The organism is Amycolatopsis sp. NPDC114505 (genome assembly GCF_055633615.1).
In genome coordinates, this window is the sequence record NZ_JBVKDV010000002.1 from 537,431 (window position 1) to 555,635 (window position 18,205).

The window sequence follows — 18,205 nt, forward strand, 5'->3', positions numbered from 1 at the left end:
GCGGCTTGCCTTGCTGCGGCTGGCCCAGGTGCAGCTCGCCCCCCGCAGCTGGCTCGGCCGGTCCTGCCGCAGCCGGCCTAGGCACAGCCGACCCCGACCGGAGCTGGTCCTGATGCGGCCGGGCCTCGACGCGGCTCGTCCTGCCGCTGCTGGCCCAGACGCAGCCCGCCCTTCCCGGGGGATGCCCCCGCAGCCAGTTTACCGGCGCTGCCTGACGAAAAGCCCACTCCAGCCCGGGCTGTCCACAAGCCCACCACCTTGTGGACTACCGCCGCCGGAGCCGGGAAACCAAGCCCCGCTTCGGCTTCGGCACATGCCCACCCTCGATCAACCACGTCACAAACGCATCCGCGTACGCCCCCGACCGCTCATTATCCCGCTTCGGCCGCGAAGCATTGAACTCCGTGAACAGCGGCCCGAACCGGTCCCCGAGCTCCTCCGCCAGCTCCGGCCGCTGGTACGCCAGCACCCGCCCGTGCTTCCGGCGCAGGACCTGAGCCTCCACGCGAAGCCGCGAAGCGTCGAAACCCTCCGGCGCCGGCCCGTCAGCCAACAACGCTCGCAGCAACGAAGCCTGCTGAGCCGCCAGCTCCGCCCGGCTCACTCCGTCACCGCCGCCCGCAACGCCGCCAGCTCCGCCGCGAGCTCGTCGTCGGTCGGGTAGTCGTCGTCGCGTTCCAGCAGCACCCCCGGCGGATCCGTGCGGCGGCGGAGCTCCGCGAGCAGCGAAAGCACCTCCGGCAGCACCGGGTGGGCGTGGGTGTCGTGGTACACGCCGTCGCGCTCGGTTCCGCCCGCCATGTGCACGTACGCCAGCCGCTCCCACGGGATGCCGTCGAGGAACCGCTCCGGGTCGGTGCCGATGTTGCGGGCGTTGGCGTACAGGTTCGCCACGTCGATGATCAGCCGGCAGTCCGTCCGCTCGGTCAGCTCGGTGAGGAACTGCTCCTCGGTCAGCTCGGCGTCCGGCCAGTCCAGCACCGCCGCGATGTTCTCGAGCGCGAACGGGACGTCCACGATGGACTGCGCGAGCCGGACGTTGGCCACCAGCACGTCCAGCGCCTCGCGGGTGCGGGGGAGCGGCATCAGGTGGCCCGAGTCGAGCCCGCCCGCGCGCACGAAGCACACGTGGTCGCTGACCAGCGGTGCGTCCAGCGCCCGCGCGATCTCCGCGAGGTGCTGGACGCGCCCGGTGTCCAATGGCTCGGCCCCGCCCAGCGACAGCGACACCGCGTGCGGCAGCACCGGCATCCGCTTCCGCAGCGCGACGAGCGTCTCCGGGAGGTGGTCGGCGTGCAGGTTCTCGGCGACCACCTCCACCCAGTCGACGCCGGGCAGCCGCGCGATGGACAGGTCCAGCTCGTGCCGCCAGCCGATGCCGATGCCCAGCTCACCCACCGCAGCCACCGCCGCCGCACGACGAGCCGCCGCCGCAGGAAGACCCGCTGCTGCACGACGACCCACTGCTGCACGACGAGCTGGAGCACGACGACCCGCCCGACGACCCGCCGCCGCCGAAGGAGCCCGCGGGCGGCATCAGCGCCGCGCTCAGCTCCTCGTCCGGGTACATCGCCCAGCCGCCGAGGGCGACCGCGGCCACCGCGCCGCCGAGCAGCACGCCGCCCGCCAGCATCCCGGCCGGCACCGGGCCGCTCGCCGCGGACCGGGCCTGGCCGAGCAGGCGCTGCCCCGCGGCCGACGGCTGCCGGGGTCCGGTCTTCGACCGCCGGACCGCGGCCACGATCGTCAGCACCGCCGCGATCAGCACCAGGAACACCAGGACGCCGACCGGCCGGCCGAGCGAGATGCCGTTGACCAGCCGCAGGACGCCGACCACCAGCACGGCCAGCTGCAGCACGAGCCCGAACGTCCGGGACTGCCGCTTGGCGGCCGCCGACGCCAGCAGACCCCGCTGGTCGAGACCCTCTTCCAGCGCGCGCATCGCGGCCGACCGGCGGCCGTAGGCGCGCAGCGTCGCCGTCGTCTTGAGCTGCGCCGCGTCGAAGACCGCCTGCTCCAGCGGCTCGGACGGTCGCGCGCCGGCCTGGCTGACCTGCTTGTAGCTGTTGACGCGCAGCTGGCCGCGCTCCACCAGCGCCGCGATCGCCGCGTCGACGGCCCGGTCGGGCCCGCCCGCGAGGAACGCGAGCTGGTAGACGGTCGGCGGCGGTCCCGGCTGGACGTTGTCGGCCCGCAACGCGCGGGCGGCGACGACCCCGGACACGATGAGCCGGAGCAGCAGCGCCGCGCCGAGCAGTGCGATGTAGAGGACCACGAAATCCGGTCCGGAGATGCCCCACGGGTCGTTCATCGCCCGTCTCCCCTCACTGAGTTGCGGTTACCGTAGCTGTGAGACGCGGGTGGTCGCGTCGGCGTTTCAACCGCCGCACCCCCCGCCGCCACCGCCTCCGCAGCCGCCCCCGCCACCACCGCCGCAAGAGCTGCCACCGCTCGCTCCACCGCAGGAGCTGCCGCCGTAGTAGCCGGCGAACCCGCCACCGCCGCCGGCCGCCGCCCACCGGCCGCGGCGGCTGTAGGCACGGGACGTCGACACCACCGTGGCGCGGCTGACGGCCAGCCGGACGTCCTTGTCGGGGTGGCCGCCGAACCCGCCGGCGGCGACCGCGCCCGCCGGGCCGGACGTCAGCGAGCCGGCGCGCTCGGCCTCGCCCGCCGCGGCCCGCCCGGCGGTGGTGGCCTTGACCTCGGAGGGGTTCGCGGCCCGGGTCGTGACGAAGATGGCCGCGACCAGGCCGAGCAGCAGCAGGCCCACCAGGAAGCCGACGGGGTGCCCGGTGGAGCTGCCCGCGATCAGCCGGAGAATCCCGAAGACGACCAGCACCCAGTACGCGACGGCGGTGAACACCCAGGTCCGGCGGATCTTCCCCGCGTCGACGAGCAGGCCGCGCGCGACCAGGCCGTTCTCCAGGTCGGCCAGCGCCGGGTGGTGCAGCACTTCACGGCTCACCGAAGCGACGGCGGTGCCGGTCTTGCTGATCCGGACCAGCGCGGCCCGGCCCAGGTCGTCCGGCGCGCTGCCCCGGACGCGGTGCACGCGGCCGGTGCCGTCCATCCGGATGACCTTGCCGTCCAGCAGCCGCGCGACGACGAACTCGCCGGCGCGCGTGCGTCCCCCGGTCAGCAGCGCCAGCTCTTCGGCCCGTTCCGGCGCGCCGCCCGCGCGGCCGCGCCGCAGCAGCGTGACGCGCACCGCGGCGTAGGCCGCGGGTACGAGCAGCAGGCCCAGGTAGAGGCCCGTGAACAGCGGTCCGGGAATGCCCCAGGTGTCGGTCATGACGCCGCCCTCCCTCGTCCGTGTGCGGAGACTACGTTCGAGGAAGGGCGGCGGTTGTCGGCTTGAGGAGGATTTAGGCTGGCGGTGCTACGACTGGGGTACCAGCTTCAGCGAAATCGAGTTGATGCAGTAGCGCTGGTCGGTCGGGGTCGCGTAGCCCTCGCCCTCGAAGACGTGCCCGAGATGGCTGTGGCAGGAGCCGCAGAGCACCTCGATCCGCTTCATCCCCATCGCGCGGTCCTCGCGCAGCAGGACGGCGTCGGAGTCCGCCGGGTCGAAGAACGACGGCCACCCGCAGTGGCTTTCGAACTTGGTGTCGCTGCGGAAGAGCTCGGCACCGCAGGCCCGGCACTCGTAGACGCCGGTGGTCTTCGTGTCGGTGTACTCACCGGTGAACGGCCGTTCGGTGCCGGCCTGGCGGAGCACGGCGTACTCTTCCGGGCCCAGCTGCTCCCGCCATTCCTGCTCGGACTTCACGACGCGGGGGGTGGCGCCGACAACGGGTTTCATACCTTTCACCCGCTCCACGTTACGCCGCGAGCCACGCCAGGGCGTGCACGACGATGTCCCATGCGGCCACGATCACGCCGAGCACGATGAGCACGACGATGAAGGCCGACACCCAGTAGCGCAGGCCGCCGAGGCGGTTGCTGGAATCGGCGAAGTCGGAGACGCCGTCGAGCGCGGCTTCGATGGTGTAGTTGGGACCGGATCGCTCGATCCGGTCGAGGTGCTCGGCGAACGCCAGCGCCTCCGGGTCGTACGGATCCAGGCCGACCAGATCCTCGTGGAAGCGAGGATTCTGGCCCGGCAGCGAAGCTCCGTTGTCGGCCATGCGTCCACGGTAGGCCATCCGCGCCCGTCAGCCCACCAGCGGCGTGTTAAGTCTCTACAGGCCGGTGTTGGGGTTCGCGTCGAGCCTGGTGTTGCTGTCGATCAGCAACTGCCCGTTCATCAGCACGATGTGGTACGCCCGGCGGGTGCCGTTGAGCTCCATGGTCAGGTTCAGCGAGCCGTCCCCGGCGTCCTCCGCCTTGGCCTGCCGGTAGCCCTTGATGCTGCCCTTTTGCTCGTTCCAGTAGGTCTGGTACTCGGCCTGCGAGCCGTAGACCGCCTGCGCGGCCGGCGTCAGATAGCCCCAGCCGGCGCCCGGGTTCGGGTAGTAGCTGTCGGTGAGCAGCCGGCCCGCCTGGCCGAAGTCCGTGATCTTGCCTTCGGACGGGGTCTTGCCCAGCTGGCCGGACGCGGGGGCGTCGTCGGAGCGGCTGGTCTTCGGGCTCGACTGCCCGGTGGTGGGCTGGTTCGGCGACTGGGCGTTCGTGGTGCCGCCCGTTCCGCCGCCCCCGCCGGAGTTGACCACCAGGAAGATGATGACCGCGACCACGACGACCGCGGCGCCGCCGCCGGCGAGCAGCGCGTACTTGCGCTTGTTGTCCGGCTTCGAGGGGGTCGACGAGTACTGCGGGGCCCTCGCCGTCGGAGCGGCGGCGGGCATCGGTCTGGGCGGGGTGTTCGGCGGTGCCGCCGGCGACCGCATCGGCATGAACGCCGCCGTCGGGCGCGGCGGGTTCGACGGCGCCTTGCCCCCGGGCGCGGGCGTGCCGACCGGCGGCGACGGCGGTGCGGGCTGGTCGGTGCGCTGCCACGGCGGGCGGTCGCCGCTCTCGGCGGGGCCGGCGGGCTTGCGGCCCCCGCCGCCGGAGAGCAGCGGCGGTGACGCCATCGCGCCGCCCGGCTCGGTGCGGGCCAGCGCGGCCAGCCGCTCCCGGGCCTCGGCCATGCTCGGCCGCTCGCCCGGCTCGCTGCGCAGCAGGCTCATCAGCAGCGCGGTGGCCGCGCCCGCCTGCACCGGCGGGTTGATCTGGCCGTTCGCCGCCGCGTAGAGCAGCGCGAGCTGGTTGGTGGTGTTGCCGTACGGCGTGGTGCCCTCGATCGCCTGGTAGAGGGTCGCGCCGAGGGCGAAGACGTCGGAGCTGGGCACCGGGTCGGCGCCGCGGGCCAGCTCGGGCGCCAGGTAGGCGGGGGTGCCGCCGATCAGGCCGGTGGCCGTCAGCGTCATGTCGCCTGCCGCGCGCGAGATGCCGAAGTCGGTGATCTTCGCGGTGCCGGTCTCGTCGATGAGGATGTTGCCGGGCTTGACGTCGCGGTGGACGATCCCGGCCCGGTGCGCGGCGACCAGCGCGGACGCGACCTGCTCGCCGATCCGGGCGATCCGGCCGAGGGGCAGCGTGCCGTCCTGGGAGAGGATCGTGGAGAGGCTGGGCCCGTTCAGGTACTCCATCACCAGGCACGGGTCGCCGTTGTGCTCGGCGATGTCGAACACCACGATCGCGTTCGGGTGCTGGAACCGGGCCGCGTTCTTCGCCTCGCGCATCGCGCGCTGGCGCATGTTGTCGCGCTCGGTCTCGGAGACGCCCGGCTGGGGGAGGATCTGCTTGATCGCGACGTCGCGCTCGAGGCGCACGTCGGTGGCGCGCCACACGACTCCCATGGCACCGCTACCAATGTGCTCGACGAGGCGGTAGTGCCCCGCGATCAGCTGACCGGTGTCGATGGCGACTGCTCCTGACGAAATTCCCGGTGATGGTGGCCCTGCTCAGCGCGTTTCCGCTTCGCGCACCCGATCGAGTGTAGCGGTCGGCCCCGTGCTGTTCGCGTCAGCCAGCCGGTCCGGCGGGCTCCGGTTCGGCCGGGGCCCGTTTCTTGAACACCCTGACCAGTCCGAGCGCCCCGGCCAGCGCGAACGCGCCGTAGCAGACGAGCAGCGCGGGCGGCGTGTCGCCGGTCAGGGCGTCGCCGAGGACGACCACGGCGACGGTGCCGGGCACGCTGCCGAGGAGCGTACCGGCCAGGTACGGGACCGGCCGCACGGCCGACACGCCGCAGAGGTAGCTGAACGGCGCGAACGGCACCACCGGGATCAGCCGCAGCGAGGTGATCGCGAGGACGCCGCCGCCGGAGAGCCGGTCGTTGACCGTCCGGACGGCGGATCGGTGCAGGTGCCGGGTGACCAGGTCGCGGCCGAGCAGCCGGGCCAGGCCGAAGGACAGGCCGGCCGCGATGGTGGTGGCGACCAGGCCGATGGCGATCCCGGCCGCGGTGCCGACCAGCAGGCCGGCGGCCAGGTTGAACACCGTGCGCGGGATCGGCGCGACGGTGAGCAGCGAATACGCGACGAACAGCACCAGCGGCGTGGCGGGCCCGGTGGCGGCGGCCCAGGCGCGGAGCTCGGCGGGCCCGGGGATCGGCAGCAGCACCGCGGCCGCCGCGAAGAGGGCGAGCACGGCGAGCGCGACGATCAGCTTGGTGCGGCCGGACACCCGCTCCAGCCTACCGGCGGTCCGTTGCGGGCCTCGCCGGCCTCCGGGGCACGTTCGGCGTTCGGCGCAGCGCCCCGGTGAGCCCGATCACCGCTAGCGTGGCCGCATGCCCAAGCACGGTGACCCGGTCGAGTACGAGGTGGGCGGCCGCACCGTCCGCGTCTCGAGCCCGGACAAGGTGTACTTCCCCCAGCGCGGCATCACCAAGCGGCAGGTCGTCGAGCACTACATCACCGTCGGCGGGCCGCTGCTGCGCGCGATCGGCGAGCGGCCGACCACGCTGAAGCGCTACGTCGACGGCGTCGAGGGCGAGTGGTTCTACGCCAAGCGCGTGCCGAAGGGGGCGCCGGACTGGCTAGAGACCGCCGAGATCACGTTCCCGTCGGGCCGCAAGGCCGCCGAGGTGTGCCCGACCGAGCCGGCGGTCTTCGCCTGGGCGGCCAACCTGGGCACGTTCGACTTCCACCCGTGGCCGGTCCGCCGCCCCGACGTGGACCACCCGGACGAGCTGCGCATCGACGTCGACCCGCCCGACCGGGCCGGGTTCGCCGACGCGGTCGAGGTCGCTTTGGTGGTGCGTGACGTGCTCGCCGACGCGGGGTTGACGGGCTACCCGAAGACCTCCGGCGGCCGCGGGGTGCACGTGCTGGTCCGGATCCGGCCGGAGTGGGACTTCGTCGAGGTCCGCCACGCGGTGATCGCGCTGGGCCGCGAGGTCGAGCGCCGCATCCCGGAGAAGGCGACGATCGCGTGGTGGAAGGAGGAGCGCGGCGGCCGCGTGTTCCTGGACTACAACCAGGCGGCGCGCGACCGCACGGTGGCGTCGAGCTGGTCGGTCCGCGGCACCCCGCGCGCCACGGTGTCGACGCCCCTGACGTGGGACCTGCTGGGCGAGGTCGACGCGGACGACTTCGACGTGCTGACGATCCCGGCGTTCCTGGCCTCGCACGGCGACCTGCACGAGGCGATGGACGCGGAGGCGTTCGGCCTGGAGAAGGCCCTGGAGTGGTACGAGCGCGACCTGCGCGACCACGGGCTGGGGGACATGCCGTACCCGCCGGACTACCCCAAGATGCCGGGGGAGCCCAAGCGGGTCCAGCCCAGCAAGGCGCGGCCGGAGGAGTGACCTTGCGGCTTGCGGCAGCCGACCGCCGTCACGCTCGCCCTGCGCGTAGGCCGTCTCGTGCTCGCGCCCGAGGAAAGTCAGCTTCGGTTCGACGACGACGGTGCACCCCGCGGAGCCGAAGCACTGCTTCGAGACGACCGCCAGATCGACCGAGTAGTCCTTCGCGTGGGCTCGGGCAGGGCGGGCTCGGTGGTGGCCGGCGCGACGAAGGCCGGAATCGAGGGACTGGTGGTGGCGTCGCGAGGCCGGATCCCACCGTCTGCGGAGCCCCGGTCACGCCGGGGCCGACGCAGGCGCTGCCTGGGTCTTGTCCAGGCGCGGGCTCGAAGACGCCTTGCCGACGGCAATCGCCGTCGCGACGCCCGCCAAGAGGGCGGGGACCACGAGCTCCGCGCCGACGATCCACGGCTGCTTCTGGCGCTTCGGCCGAGCGGGCACCCGCGACACGGGCGGAAGCGCAGCGGACAGGGCTCGCCTCCGTGGACTCTGGTGCCCGGGACAGACGCCGCGGCCGGGACCGGTGTTACTCAGCGGCACCGGAGTACGCCCGATCGATACCGGGTGTAATCGAGGCCACAAGGGTGCCGCGCGCCACTTTCGCGGGCCCGAAACCGTCAAAGCCTTAATCGGAATCTCACCGCGGGAAACGCGGAGTGAGCAGTTCGCTGCCCACTGTCGCCTTTCGGGTCACAAATGGCGTACGGCCGCCTCGGTGGTCTCGACCACCGGCTCGAACGGCGTAACGTGCGGTCCCGGATCGACGACTCCCCGGGGACATGTCCCCGGGGCGAGTTCGAGGGAGGCCCTCAGTGGACGACCTGATCGCTTTCCTCGCCGCGCGCGTGGGTGCGCGGCAGGCGATGATCATGCAGGCCGTCAACAAGGCGAAAGCCGGCGACGCGATGAACCGCGGCGAGACGAAAGTCGCCGTGGAGCAGAAGATCCGCGGGCTGACCGACCTGGACCTGGACGCGGTCAACCAGATGATCAACGAGATCGAGGCGGCCCGGCGGATCCTGCTCGCGCACCGCACCACGGTGTCGGAGAAGGTGCCCGGCTTTCCGCTCTACGGCAGCGAATACTGGTGTGAGACCTGCCACGTGCCCGCCGACGAGGCCGGCTCCAACTGGTGCCTCACGCTGCGCCTGCTGGCCCTGCCCTACACCGACCACCCGGACTACAGCGAGCGCTGGCGCCCCTGACGGGAATCCCGGCCCGCGCCGGGCGTTGCACCCGGGGTGAGGATCTCCGTGCTCGACCGTTCGCCGGTGCGGCGTGACGGCGGGGCAGCGCGGGCGCTGAGGGACACCGTCGCGTTCGCTTCCGGCGTGGAACGGCTGGGCTACCACCGGTTCTGGGTCTCCGAGCACCACGGCGTGCCCGGGGTCGCCGGCTCCGCGCCGGCCGTGCTGGCCGCCGCCGTCGCGGCCGCGACCAGCCGGATCCGGGTCGGCACCGGGGGCGTCATGCTGCCGAACCACCGGCCGCTGGTCGTCGCGGAGCAGTTCGGCGTCCTGGAAGCGCTGTACCCCGGCCGGATCGACATGGGACTGGGGCGCTCGGTCGGCTTCACCGCCGGCGTCCGCGAGGCGCTCGGCCAGGGCAAGGAAGCCGCCGACGACTTCGGCGCGCAGGTCCGGGAGCTGCTCGGGTTCTTCACCGGCTCGCACGCGGGTGTCCACGCCTACCCCGCCGAGGGCCTGCGCGTGCCGCCGTTCCTGCTGGCCACCGGGTCCGGCGCCGACCTCGCCGCGGACCTCGGGCTGCCGCTGGTGATCGCGCCCGTCCGCGGCGAACGCGCCCTGGTCGAGGCCGTGACGCGCTACCGCGACGGCTTCCGGCCGTCGGAGTGGGCGCGGGAGCCGTACGTCGTGGTGTCGTCCGCGATCGCCGTCGCGGACTCGGCGGCCGACGCGCGCCGCCTGCTCGTGTCGGAGGCGTGGGCGACGGTGTATTCGCGCTCCCACGGCGTCTTCCCGCCGCTGTCACCGCCCGCGGAGGTCCTGGCCCGGCCCATGACCGACCGCGAGCGCAGGCGCCTCGACGAGACCCTGGACGGCCAGATCTCGGGCACCCCGGCCGAAGTCGAGGACCGCCTGGGCGCGCTCGTCGCGGCCGTGGGCGCCGACGAAGTCCTCGCCACTACCGCCGCCTACGACCAATCCGCGCGGCTCGATTCTTTCGCCGCGCTGGCCGGAGTCGCCGGCCTTCGCGTCCCCATTTCGTGAGGGGATATCGAATTGCGGCAGTACCGCGTCGGAATATTACGGTGACGTTTTCGCGGTATGGTTTTCGCGTGACTGCCGGGTCGGCCTCGAGCCGTGAGCAGACGGGGTACCCGGCTGTGCCGTGACCTCCGGGCGGCCCCGTGGCCCGCCGCCTCCCGCACGTCTTCCGTCATCGGAACGTGCGCGGGAAGGAGGTGAATCGCATGTCCCAATGGCAAGAGTTCGTCGCGGCCCACGCCGGCGGCGAGGTGCTCGACGGCGTCGTGGCGCGGGTGGTCCCGTTCGGCGCGTTCGTCGAGGTCGCGCCCGGTGTCCACGGCCTGTGGGTGACCGATACGGCCCCCGAGACCGGGAGCCGGGTGAGCGTCCGCATCGACCGCGTCGACGAGGAACGCCGCCGGTTCAGCCTGGTGCGGGCCTAGTCCGACGAAGCTTCGGGGCCGGGCGCCCGGCCCCGAAGCCGCGGCGGTCAGTCCGTGGCCTGGTACGACTCGATGGTGCGGCTCGCGAGGTTCGGGACCAGCTGCTCGAGGACGAGCTCCTTGAAGTGCGGGGTCCGCCGGTGCTCCTCGAAGGCCTCCGGCGAGGTGTACCGCTCGAGGAGGACGACGCTGTGCTCGTCGTCCAGGTCCCGGTAGACCTCGAACGCGAGGTTGCCCGGCTCGCCGCGGCTGGCTTCGGCGAGCCGCCGGTACAGCGGCAGCAGCTCGGCCGTCCTGCCGGCGGGGAGGGTGTGCCGGGCGATGACTTGCAGTTCGGGCATCGGGGGAAGCCTTCCTGGAGGGCGGGTTCCTCCACCGTAGGCCGCCGGGGTTGCGGCCTTCGCCGAAGGATCAGCCGAGCACGAACGGCAGCCGCGCGGCCAGGTCGCCGAGGGCCTCGCGCTCGGCGTCCGTGGGGGAGCGGCGGCCGGTCGCCACCAGCAGCACGTCTTCGTCGGAGAACGACGCCGGGAACGTCGTTCCGGCGATCTGCGCCAGCATCTCGCGTGTCCGCGCCACGCCCTCGGCGGGCGGCCCGGCCGCGGACGGCACGTGCGCCACCAGGTCCAGGTGGTGCAGCGTCCACTCCAGCACGTACGCCGACAGGTAGTCGCCCGCGGTGAGGACCATGTCCTGCGTCGACACCCGCGTCGCCGGGTCCGCCAGATCGGCCGCCCGGCCCGCCGCCGCGCCCACGTCGTCGAGGTGGAACTTCAGCAGCGCCGGGTCCTCGTACGCCGCCGCCAGGCGGACGATCAGCGCGTCCAGCGGGTCGTCGGCCGAAGGCGGCGCGTCCGTCACCGCCCAGTACGTCACGGCGTCGTGCGTCACCGCCGAAGAAGCCGGTGTCACCAGCGTGATCAGGACGTCCTGCGCGTCGATCACCAGGTGGCAGACCAGGTCCCGGACCAGCCACCCCCGGCACCCCGACGGCTTCGCGAAGTCGTCGTCCGGAAGAGCGGCGACCGCGGCGCGCAACGCCGCCCACGTGCGCGAGAAGAGATCCACGCCGGCGAAGCTAGCAGGGTCAGAGCCTCAGCTGCAGCTGAGTGAGGATGCGCTGAGCGGGGTCGGCGAAGTCCACTCCGGACACTTCACCGGCGCGCCGGACGCGGTAGCGGACCGTGTTGGGGTGGATGTTCAGGACCCGGGCCGCCGCCCGGACGTCGCCGAACGCGTCGAGCCACGCCAGGACCGCCGGGACCAGGATGCCGCCGTGCTCGGCGTCGTGCTCCACCAGCGACGTCAGCCGCGGGTCGCGGATCCGGGGCTGCCCGCCGAGGAACGCCAGCACCTCCGACAGCAGCACCTCGGCGCGGACGTCGGCCAGCGAGGCGACGTCGGCCTCCCAGTGCCCGCGCGCCATCGCCGCCAGGACGCGGTCCGCGTCGCCCCGGGACGCCGCCGCGTCCGACAGCCGGGGCACCACGCCGCCGAGGGCCGCCCGCACCGGGACGTCCAGGTGCCGCCGCGCGGTGCCGGCGATCTCCTTCGCCAGTGCCAGGACCGCCGCGTCCGAGTGCTCGGGCAGGTCCGGCAGCAGCGCGTAGACGCGGCCGCCGATCACGCTCACCAGTGCGCTGCGCCGGTAAGCGGCCGTGTGGACGGCGATGAGGTGCACCAGCTCGGCTCGGCGCAGCTGCCGGTTGCCCGATCGCTCCAAGGAGAACGCCAGGACCTGCGCCGGCCGGGCCGGGTCCGCGCCGATGTCGTCCGCGACGGACTCCGCGTCCAGCCGCCCTTCGAGGAGGCTCGCGAGGAGGTCCTCCCGCAGCCGCAGCTCCGGGCTGGGCAGCGTCCGGGCGCGGATCAGCTGCGGTGCGAGGGCGCGGCTCGCGCCGAGCAGGGCCGTCTCGGCGCGTTCGGTGAGCGGCTGCGCGCCCTCCTGGACCCAGATCGTGCCGAGCGGTTGCTTGCCCGCGTGGATGCCCGCCGCGATGCGCCGGCGGATGCCCAGCTCCGGTCGCTCGTCGATCCGGACGATCCCCTCCCCGGCGCGAAGCCGCTGGTAGATGCCCCATTCGCGCAACATCGCGAGGTAACGTTCCGGGCCTTCGCGGCCGAGGATCGACAGCCGCCGCAGCTCGTCGACCTCGTCGCCGGCCCGGGAATACGCGAGCACGCGGTTCGCCGTGTCCTCGATGCTGACCAGGCCACCGGTGAGCGTCGCGATCGTCTGGGCCAGGGCGAACAGGTCACCGAGCACCTCGCCGCTGGCCGCTTCGCCGCCCGCGCGCGCCGCCTCGACGACCCCGCGGGCCAGCGACTCCACCTGCTCCCAGCGCGCTTCCGCGCCGACCGTGAGGAGCGCGATGCCCGCGTCGGCGGCGACGTCGGCGCCCGTCGCGCCCTTGACCGCCACCGCGGCCGCCCCGCCGCGCCCGGCCGCGCGGATCGCCGGCGCCGCCGCCCGGCCGCGCGCGCCGATCACCAGCACCAGGTCGCCCGGCCCGGCTTCCAGGGGGTCTTCGGGGTCGAGGATCACGACGTCGGTGACCGGGACGCCCAGGCCGTGCGGCGCCACGACGACCTCGACGAGCGGTTCCCCGAGGGTCGCCAGCACGTGCCGCAACGACGTTATCGGATCGGCCAAAGTCACCCGATTGATTTTAGCCGGTTGAACAAGCCGCCGAAGCGTGTCCGGAGTTACCGTTCGGGGCATCCAGACGTACAGGAAAGGCAGAGGAGCCGCCGTGGACGCCGTGACCCAGACCCCCGCCCCGAAGAACGAGCCGGTGCTGACGTATGCGCCGGGCAGCGCTGAGCGCGCGGAACTCGAGGGTGCGCTCAAGCGGCTGGGCCAGGCGGAACCCGTCGACCTCACGGTCACCGTCGGGGGCGAGCAGCGTCCCGGCGGCGGCGAGAAGATCGACGTCGTCCAGCCGCACAACCACCGGCACGTGCTCGGCACCATCCACAGCGCGACCCAGCAGGACACCACCGACGCCATCGCCGCGGCCGCGCAGGCCGCGCCGGAGTGGCGTGGCCTGTCCTACGACGACCGCGCCGCGATCCTGCTGCGCGCCGCCGACCTGCTGACCGGCCCGTGGCGCGCCACGATCAACGCCGCCACCATGCTCGGCCAGTCCAAGACCGCGACCCAGGCCGAGATCGACTCGGCCTGCGAGCTCGCCGACTTCTGGCGCTTCAACGTCGAGTTCGGCCGCCGCGTGCTCACCGAGCAGCCGATCAGCTCGCCCGGCGTGTGGAACCGGCTGGAGCACCGCCCGCTGGAAGGCTTCGTCTACGCGATCACGCCGTTCAACTTCACCGCGATCGCCGGCAACCTGCCCACCGCGCCCGCGCTGATGGGCAACACCGTGCTGTGGAAGCCGTCGCCGACGCAGTCGTTCGCCGCGCACCTGACCATGCGGCTGCTCGAAGAGGCCGGGATGCCGCCGGGCGTCATCAACCTGCTGCCGGGCGACGGCAAGGCCGTCTCCGAGGTCGCCCTGACCCACCGCGACCTGGCCGGGATCCACTTCACCGGCTCGACCGCGACGTTCCAGCACCTGTGGGGCACGGTCGGCGCGAACATCGCGGGCTACCGCTCGTACCCGCGCCTGGTCGGCGAGACCGGCGGCAAGGACTTCATCGTCGCGCACCCGTCGGCCGACGTCGACGTCCTGCGCACCGCGATGGTCCGCGGCGCGTTCGAGTACCAGGGCCAGAAGTGCTCCGCCGCTTCGCGCGCGTACGTCCCGCGCAGCGTGTGGAACCGGGTGAAGGACGGTCTCGTCTCCGAGACCGAGGCGCTGTCCTACGGCGACGTCACCGACCTGTCGCACTTCGGCGGCGCGGTCATCGACGCTCGCGCGTTCGCCAAGCACCAGGCGCTGTTCGAGCGCGTCGCCGCCGACGACTCGGTGGAGGTCCTGACCGGCGGCACCGCCGACGACAGCGTCGGGTACTTCGTGCAGCCGACGATCCTCGTGTCGGACAACCCGAAGCACGAGATCTTCTCGACCGAGTACTTCGGCCCGATCCTGGCGGTGCACGTCTACGAGGACGGCGACTTCGACGCCGTCCTCAAGCTCGTCGACGAGACGGCGGCCTACGCGCTGACCGGCGCGATCATCGCCAACGACCGCACGGCCGTGGCGAAGGCGTCCGAAGCGCTGCGGTTCGCCGCGGGCAACTTCTACATCAACGACAAGCCGACCGGTGCCGTCGTCGGCCAGCAGCCGTTCGGCGGCGCGCGGGCCTCGGGCACCAACGACAAGGCGGGCTCGATCTTCAACCTGCAGCGCTGGACGAGCCCGCGCTCGATCAAGGAGACGTTCGTCCCGCCGACCAGCGTCCGTTACCCGCACCAGGGCTGAGAGGGAGACCGTCATGTTGCGTGCCCCGCTGCTCGCCGCCGCCCGCTCGAAGGGCATCCGGCGGCTCGTCGAAGCCGTGCCCGCCACGCGATCCGTGGTGCGCCGGTTCGTGGCCGGGTCCGAGACCGCCGACGCCGTCCGCGTCGCCAGGGAACTGGCGGCGGACGGCCGGCGGATCACCCTCGACCACCTGGGCGAGGACACCACCGACGCCGCGCAGGCGGCGTCGACGGTCGCGGCCTACGAAGCCGTGCTGACCGCGCTCGCCGCGGAAGGCCTGGCCGAGGGTGCCGACGTCTCGGTGAAGCTGTCGGCGGTGGGGCAGTTCCTGCCGTCGAACGGCGAGGACGTCGCCTTGGAGAACGCGCGGAAGATCTGCGCGGCGGCCGAGGCCGTCGGTGCCACCGTGACGCTCGACATGGAGGACCACACCACCACGGACTCGACGCTCGGCATCCTGCGCGAGCTGCGCGGCGAGTACCCGTGGGTCGGCGCGGTGCTGCAGGCCTACCTGCGGCGCACCGAGCAGGACTGCCGGGAGTTGTCCGGGCCGGGGTCGCGCGTGCGGCTGTGCAAGGGCGCGTACGCCGAGCCGGAGCCGGCCGCGTTCCAGGAGAAGTCCGAAGTGGACAAGTCCTACGTCCGCTGCCTGCGCGTCCTGATGGCGGGCTCCGGGTACCCGATGGTGGCCTCGCACGACCCGCGGATGATCGAGATCGCCGCCGCGCTGGCGATCGAGAACGATCGCAAGGACGACGACCACGAGTTCCAGATGCTCTACGGCATCCGGCCGGAGGAGCAGGCGCGGATCGCGGCCGGCGGGTCGCGGATGCGCGTCTACGTGCCCTACGGCGACGAGTGGTACGGCTACTTCATGCGCCGGCTGGCCGAGCGCCCGGCGAACCTGGCGTTCTTCCTGCGCGGGCTCGCGACACGTTCCTGAACATGACCGAGGCCGCCCCGCGGGGCGGCCTCAGTCATGTGGTGGTGGTCAGGCCTGTTCGGCCTCGGCTTCGGCGGCCTTGCGCTTGACCTCGTCCATGTCGACCTCGCGAGCCTGCTTGATGAGCTCTTCGAGGGCGGGCTCGGGCAGCGCGCCGGGCTGGGCGTAGATCAGCGTCTTGTCGCGGATGATGGCCAGCGTCGGGATGGAGCGGACGTCGAAGGCGGCGGCGAGCTGCTGCTGCGCTTCGGTGTCGACGCTCGCGAACACGAGGTCGTCGTGCTTCTCGGAGGCCTTTTCGTAGACCGGCGCGAACTGGCGGCACGGCCCGCACCAGCTCGCCCAGAAGTCGATCAGGACGAACTCGTTGTCGTTTACCGTCTGGTCGAAGTTCTCGGCGGTCAGTTCAACGGTGCTCATGCCCTGGTCAACGAAGCGGACGCGGCGGGAATTCCCGGAGCCGGGGTAGCGTCTCCCCCTAGCGCAACCCCGGTAAGAGGAGGAACACGATGGCCGACGGCGAGATCCTGGGCCGGATCGACGAACTGATCGCGGAGGAGCACGAGCTCCGGTCGCGTTCGGTCGGCGTGGGGCTGAGCGGCGGCGACAAGGATCGCCTCACCACGGTCGAGCAGCAGCTCGACCAGTGCTGGGACCTGCTCCGGCAGCGCCGCGCGAAAACGGAGTTCCACGAGAACCCGGACGAAGCCGCGGCCCGCCCGATCTCCGAGGTGGAGTCCTACCGCCAGTAACCCGCGTCGATGCGTGCGCCAAGAGGCATCACGCGTGACTGGGCGGGCATCACGTGTGTCTGGAGGGGCATCACCCTCGATGCCCCCTCAATCACGCGTGATGCCCCGCCAATCACGCGTGATGCCTCTCTGATCACGCGTGAAGCCCGTTTCAGGCGGGGCAGAGGGTGCCGTCGGTGGGGATCTTGCCGTCGATCAGGAAGGCGCGGGCCGCGTCGGTGACGCAGGGGGACGTGCCCAGCGCACCGTGACCCGCGCCCTGCCACGTGATCGTCACCGCGGACGGCATCCGGTCGGCCGCGCGGGTGCTGCCCAGCTGGGGCGTCACCGGGTCGGCCGCGGTGGCCGCGACCAGGATCGGCGGGGCACCCGGCGCGCCCGCCGGCGGCAGCGGCTCGGTCCGCACCGGCCACGGCCCGCACCAGGCCAGCTGCTGGGCGACGGCCGCGCCGAACTGCGGGTACTTCCCCCGCATCCCGGCGACGACCTGGTCGAGCTGGTCGGCCGAGAGCCGGGTCTGGCTGTCGTTGCAGCGGGTCGCGATCGTGACGTCGAGGCGCGACGGCTGCGCGCGCGAATCGTGCAGCACCGGCGTGACGAACGCCGCCAGCGGCCGGATGTTCCCCGACCGCGCCGCCACGATCGCGTCGGCCAGCTCCGGCCACCGCGTGCGCTGCGCCAAACCCGAGTAGACCGCGTACATCGCGACGCCGGGGCCGAACGCGACGCCGTCGTCGGTCAGCGGCGCGATGCTGTCCCGCAGCTGTCCGGTGAGCGCGGTCAGCGCCGCCTTCGGGTCGCCGAGGGCGCACTTGCGCGCGGCGCAGTCCGCGGCGAAGGCGTCCAACGTGGACTGGGCGCCGGCGGCGACCGCGTCGAGCACGGCGGCGGTGTCCGGGCCCGGGTCGGGGACGCCGTCGAACACCATCCGGCCGACCTGGCCGGGGAAGCGCACCGCGTACTCCGAGAGGACCTTCGAGCCGTCGCCGCGGCCGATGGCGTCCAGCCGGTCCATGCCCAGCTGCTTGCGCAGCTCGTCGAGGTCGCCGGCCCCGCGCCAGCTGTCCAGCGCGGTCTGGGAGTCGTCCAGCTCGATCGCGCACTGCTGCCCGGCCTTGCGCGCGGCGTCCAGGACGTCCTGCAGGTCGCCCTGCGCCGGGTCCGCGTCGATCAGGTCGTGCCGGATGTCGTCGGGGACGCACTGGGCGGCACCCGAGAGCCCGGTGCCGCGCCGGTCGAGGCCGATCAGCGAGAACTTCTCCAGGAACGCCGGCGGCAGCGTCGCGGCCAGCCGCGCGGCGTACACCGTGCCCGGGTCGCCGTCGACGTCGTTGACCACGACCAGCGGCACCGGCCCGGAGCCGACCTTCAGCGCCAGCAGCCGCACCACCGACCGCCGGGCCTCGCCGGGCGCGTCGAGCGGCGCGGTGACCCGGGCGCACGTGAAGTGCAGCGTGTCCGGGACGGCGGGGGTGCCGATCCGCTGCCGGGTGTCGTCGTCGCAGTCCGCCCACCGCAGCGACGGCGACTGCGGTTCGCCCAGCGGCGGCAGCGGCACCGCGGGCGTGCCCGACGGCGAGGCGGCCGTCGTCTTCCCGTCGTTCTCGACCAGCGCCGGCCGGACCGACGGCCCGGCGGCGCACCCCGCGGCGGAGGCCAGGGCGAGCAGCGCGACCAGGACACGGGTACGGCGGCGGTGCACGGGCGAGGTCCTCACGTCGATCAAAGACAGGTACC

At 73.0% G+C, this 18,205-nt stretch carries 21 protein-coding genes; 7 read left to right on the forward strand and 14 right to left on the reverse strand.

From position 1 onward, the window contains the following. Positions 1-265 precede the first annotated feature (265 nt). From ACZ7OU_RS20540 to ACZ7OU_RS20575, 8 genes are all read right to left on the reverse strand, one after another. On the reverse strand, positions 266-604 hold the full coding sequence (locus ACZ7OU_RS20540; protein ID WP_470256259.1) for an SCO6045 C-terminal-like domain-containing protein: 339 nt from the start codon (positions 602-604) through the stop codon (positions 266-268). After that, the gene (locus ACZ7OU_RS20545; RefSeq protein ID WP_470256260.1) at positions 601-1,398 is read right to left on the reverse strand and encodes an MbnB/TglH/ChrH family RiPP precursor modification enzyme; all 798 of its coding nucleotides are present in this window, start codon (positions 1,396-1,398) and stop codon (positions 601-603) included. The genes ACZ7OU_RS20540 and ACZ7OU_RS20545 overlap by 4 nt, the downstream gene beginning before the upstream one ends. Continuing rightward, a complete protein-coding gene (locus tag ACZ7OU_RS20550) occupies positions 1,391-2,311 on the reverse strand; it encodes a TIGR04222 domain-containing membrane protein (protein WP_470238474.1) in 921 nt (306 codons plus the stop codon). The genes ACZ7OU_RS20545 and ACZ7OU_RS20550 overlap by 8 nt, the downstream gene beginning before the upstream one ends. Positions 2,312-2,377: 66 nt before the next feature. Then, entirely contained in the window at positions 2,378-3,295 is a 918-nt protein-coding gene (locus ACZ7OU_RS20555) for a TIGR04222 domain-containing membrane protein (protein ID WP_470256261.1), read from the reverse strand. 87 nt (positions 3,296-3,382) lie between these two features. Next, positions 3,383-3,805: a peptide-methionine (R)-S-oxide reductase MsrB gene (gene msrB, locus ACZ7OU_RS20560; RefSeq protein WP_470256262.1), complete on the reverse strand. Its 423-nt coding sequence runs from the start codon at positions 3,803-3,805 to the stop codon at positions 3,383-3,385. 19 nt (positions 3,806-3,824) lie between these two features. After that, complete coding sequence (locus ACZ7OU_RS20565) at positions 3,825-4,130, reverse strand: aminotransferase class IV (protein ID WP_470238471.1); 306 nt, start codon at positions 4,128-4,130, stop codon at positions 3,825-3,827. Positions 4,131-4,184: 54 nt separating this feature from the next. Continuing rightward, on the reverse strand, positions 4,185-5,786 hold the full coding sequence (locus ACZ7OU_RS20570; RefSeq protein ID WP_470256263.1) for a serine/threonine-protein kinase: 1,602 nt from the start codon (positions 5,784-5,786) through the stop codon (positions 4,185-4,187). Positions 5,787-5,952: 166 nt separating this feature from the next. Beyond that, complete coding sequence (locus ACZ7OU_RS20575; RefSeq protein ID WP_470238470.1) at positions 5,953-6,615, reverse strand: TVP38/TMEM64 family protein; 663 nt, start codon at positions 6,613-6,615, stop codon at positions 5,953-5,955. Positions 6,616-6,721: 106 nt separating this feature from the next. Here ACZ7OU_RS20575 and ACZ7OU_RS20580 point away from each other — a divergent pair, with 106 nt between their 5' ends. Further along, the gene (locus tag ACZ7OU_RS20580) at positions 6,722-7,741 is read left to right on the forward strand and encodes a DNA polymerase domain-containing protein (RefSeq protein ID WP_470256264.1); all 1,020 of its coding nucleotides are present in this window, start codon (positions 6,722-6,724) and stop codon (positions 7,739-7,741) included. A 273-nt stretch (positions 7,742-8,014) separates the two neighbouring features. On the opposite strand, the gene ACZ7OU_RS20585 is transcribed toward ACZ7OU_RS20580, so the two are convergent. Continuing rightward, complete coding sequence (locus ACZ7OU_RS20585; protein ID WP_470256265.1) at positions 8,015-8,179, reverse strand: hypothetical protein; 165 nt, start codon at positions 8,177-8,179, stop codon at positions 8,015-8,017. Between the two features lie 371 nt (positions 8,180-8,550). Here ACZ7OU_RS20585 and ACZ7OU_RS20590 point away from each other — a divergent pair, with 371 nt between their 5' ends. The 3 genes from ACZ7OU_RS20590 to ACZ7OU_RS20600 all read left to right on the forward strand — a co-directional run bounded on the left by ACZ7OU_RS20590 (position 8,551) and on the right by ACZ7OU_RS20600 (position 10,391). After that, positions 8,551-8,943 carry a DUF6221 family protein gene (locus ACZ7OU_RS20590; protein ID WP_470238468.1) on the forward strand — a complete coding sequence of 131 codons (393 nt, stop codon included), beginning with the start codon at positions 8,551-8,553 and terminating at the stop codon, positions 8,941-8,943. Positions 8,944-8,991: 48 nt separating this feature from the next. Then, positions 8,992-9,969, forward strand: coding sequence for an LLM class flavin-dependent oxidoreductase (locus ACZ7OU_RS20595; protein ID WP_470256266.1), 978 nt, complete (start codon positions 8,992-8,994; stop codon positions 9,967-9,969). Positions 9,970-10,172: 203 nt separating this feature from the next. Continuing rightward, on the forward strand, positions 10,173-10,391 hold the full coding sequence (locus ACZ7OU_RS20600; protein ID WP_470238466.1) for a S1 RNA-binding domain-containing protein: 219 nt from the start codon (positions 10,173-10,175) through the stop codon (positions 10,389-10,391). A 47-nt stretch (positions 10,392-10,438) separates the two neighbouring features. Here the strand turns inward: ACZ7OU_RS20600 and ACZ7OU_RS20605 are convergent, their stop codons facing one another. The 3 genes from ACZ7OU_RS20605 to ACZ7OU_RS20615 form a co-directional block, all read right to left on the reverse strand. Then, entirely contained in the window at positions 10,439-10,732 is a 294-nt protein-coding gene (locus ACZ7OU_RS20605) for a putative quinol monooxygenase (RefSeq protein ID WP_470256267.1), read from the reverse strand. A gap of 70 nt (positions 10,733-10,802) precedes the next feature. Beyond that, positions 10,803-11,459 carry a maleylpyruvate isomerase N-terminal domain-containing protein gene (locus ACZ7OU_RS20610; protein WP_470256268.1) on the reverse strand — a complete coding sequence of 219 codons (657 nt, stop codon included), beginning with the start codon at positions 11,457-11,459 and terminating at the stop codon, positions 10,803-10,805. 19 nt (positions 11,460-11,478) lie between these two features. Further along, positions 11,479-13,032 (reverse strand): PucR family transcriptional regulator, encoded by a 1,554-nt coding sequence (locus ACZ7OU_RS20615; RefSeq protein WP_470257632.1) that lies wholly within the window; start codon positions 13,030-13,032, stop codon positions 11,479-11,481. A 112-nt stretch (positions 13,033-13,144) separates the two neighbouring features. On the opposite strand from ACZ7OU_RS20615, the gene pruA reads away from it, so the two are divergent. Together pruA and ACZ7OU_RS20625 are read left to right on the forward strand one after the other, a co-directional pair. Further along, positions 13,145-14,773, forward strand: coding sequence for an L-glutamate gamma-semialdehyde dehydrogenase (gene pruA / locus ACZ7OU_RS20620; RefSeq protein ID WP_470256269.1), 1,629 nt, complete (start codon positions 13,145-13,147; stop codon positions 14,771-14,773). A gap of 13 nt (positions 14,774-14,786) precedes the next feature. Next, entirely contained in the window at positions 14,787-15,716 is a 930-nt protein-coding gene (locus ACZ7OU_RS20625) for a proline dehydrogenase family protein (RefSeq protein ID WP_470238462.1), read from the forward strand. Between the two features lie 48 nt (positions 15,717-15,764). Here ACZ7OU_RS20625 and ACZ7OU_RS20630 read toward each other — a convergent pair whose 3' ends face one another. Next, positions 15,765-16,136, reverse strand: a complete 372-nt coding sequence (locus ACZ7OU_RS20630; protein WP_093951826.1) for a thioredoxin family protein — start codon at positions 16,134-16,136, stop codon at positions 15,765-15,767. 89 nt (positions 16,137-16,225) lie between these two features. Between ACZ7OU_RS20630 and ACZ7OU_RS20635 the strand changes: the two genes are divergently transcribed. Further along, positions 16,226-16,468 (forward strand): DUF2630 family protein, encoded by a 243-nt coding sequence (locus ACZ7OU_RS20635; RefSeq protein ID WP_470238461.1) that lies wholly within the window; start codon positions 16,226-16,228, stop codon positions 16,466-16,468. A 151-nt stretch (positions 16,469-16,619) separates the two neighbouring features. Here the strand turns inward: ACZ7OU_RS20635 and ACZ7OU_RS20640 are convergent, their stop codons facing one another. Continuing rightward, the gene (locus ACZ7OU_RS20640; RefSeq protein WP_470256270.1) at positions 16,620-18,170 is read right to left on the reverse strand and encodes an alpha/beta hydrolase; all 1,551 of its coding nucleotides are present in this window, start codon (positions 18,168-18,170) and stop codon (positions 16,620-16,622) included. Positions 18,171-18,205 lie beyond the last annotated feature (35 nt).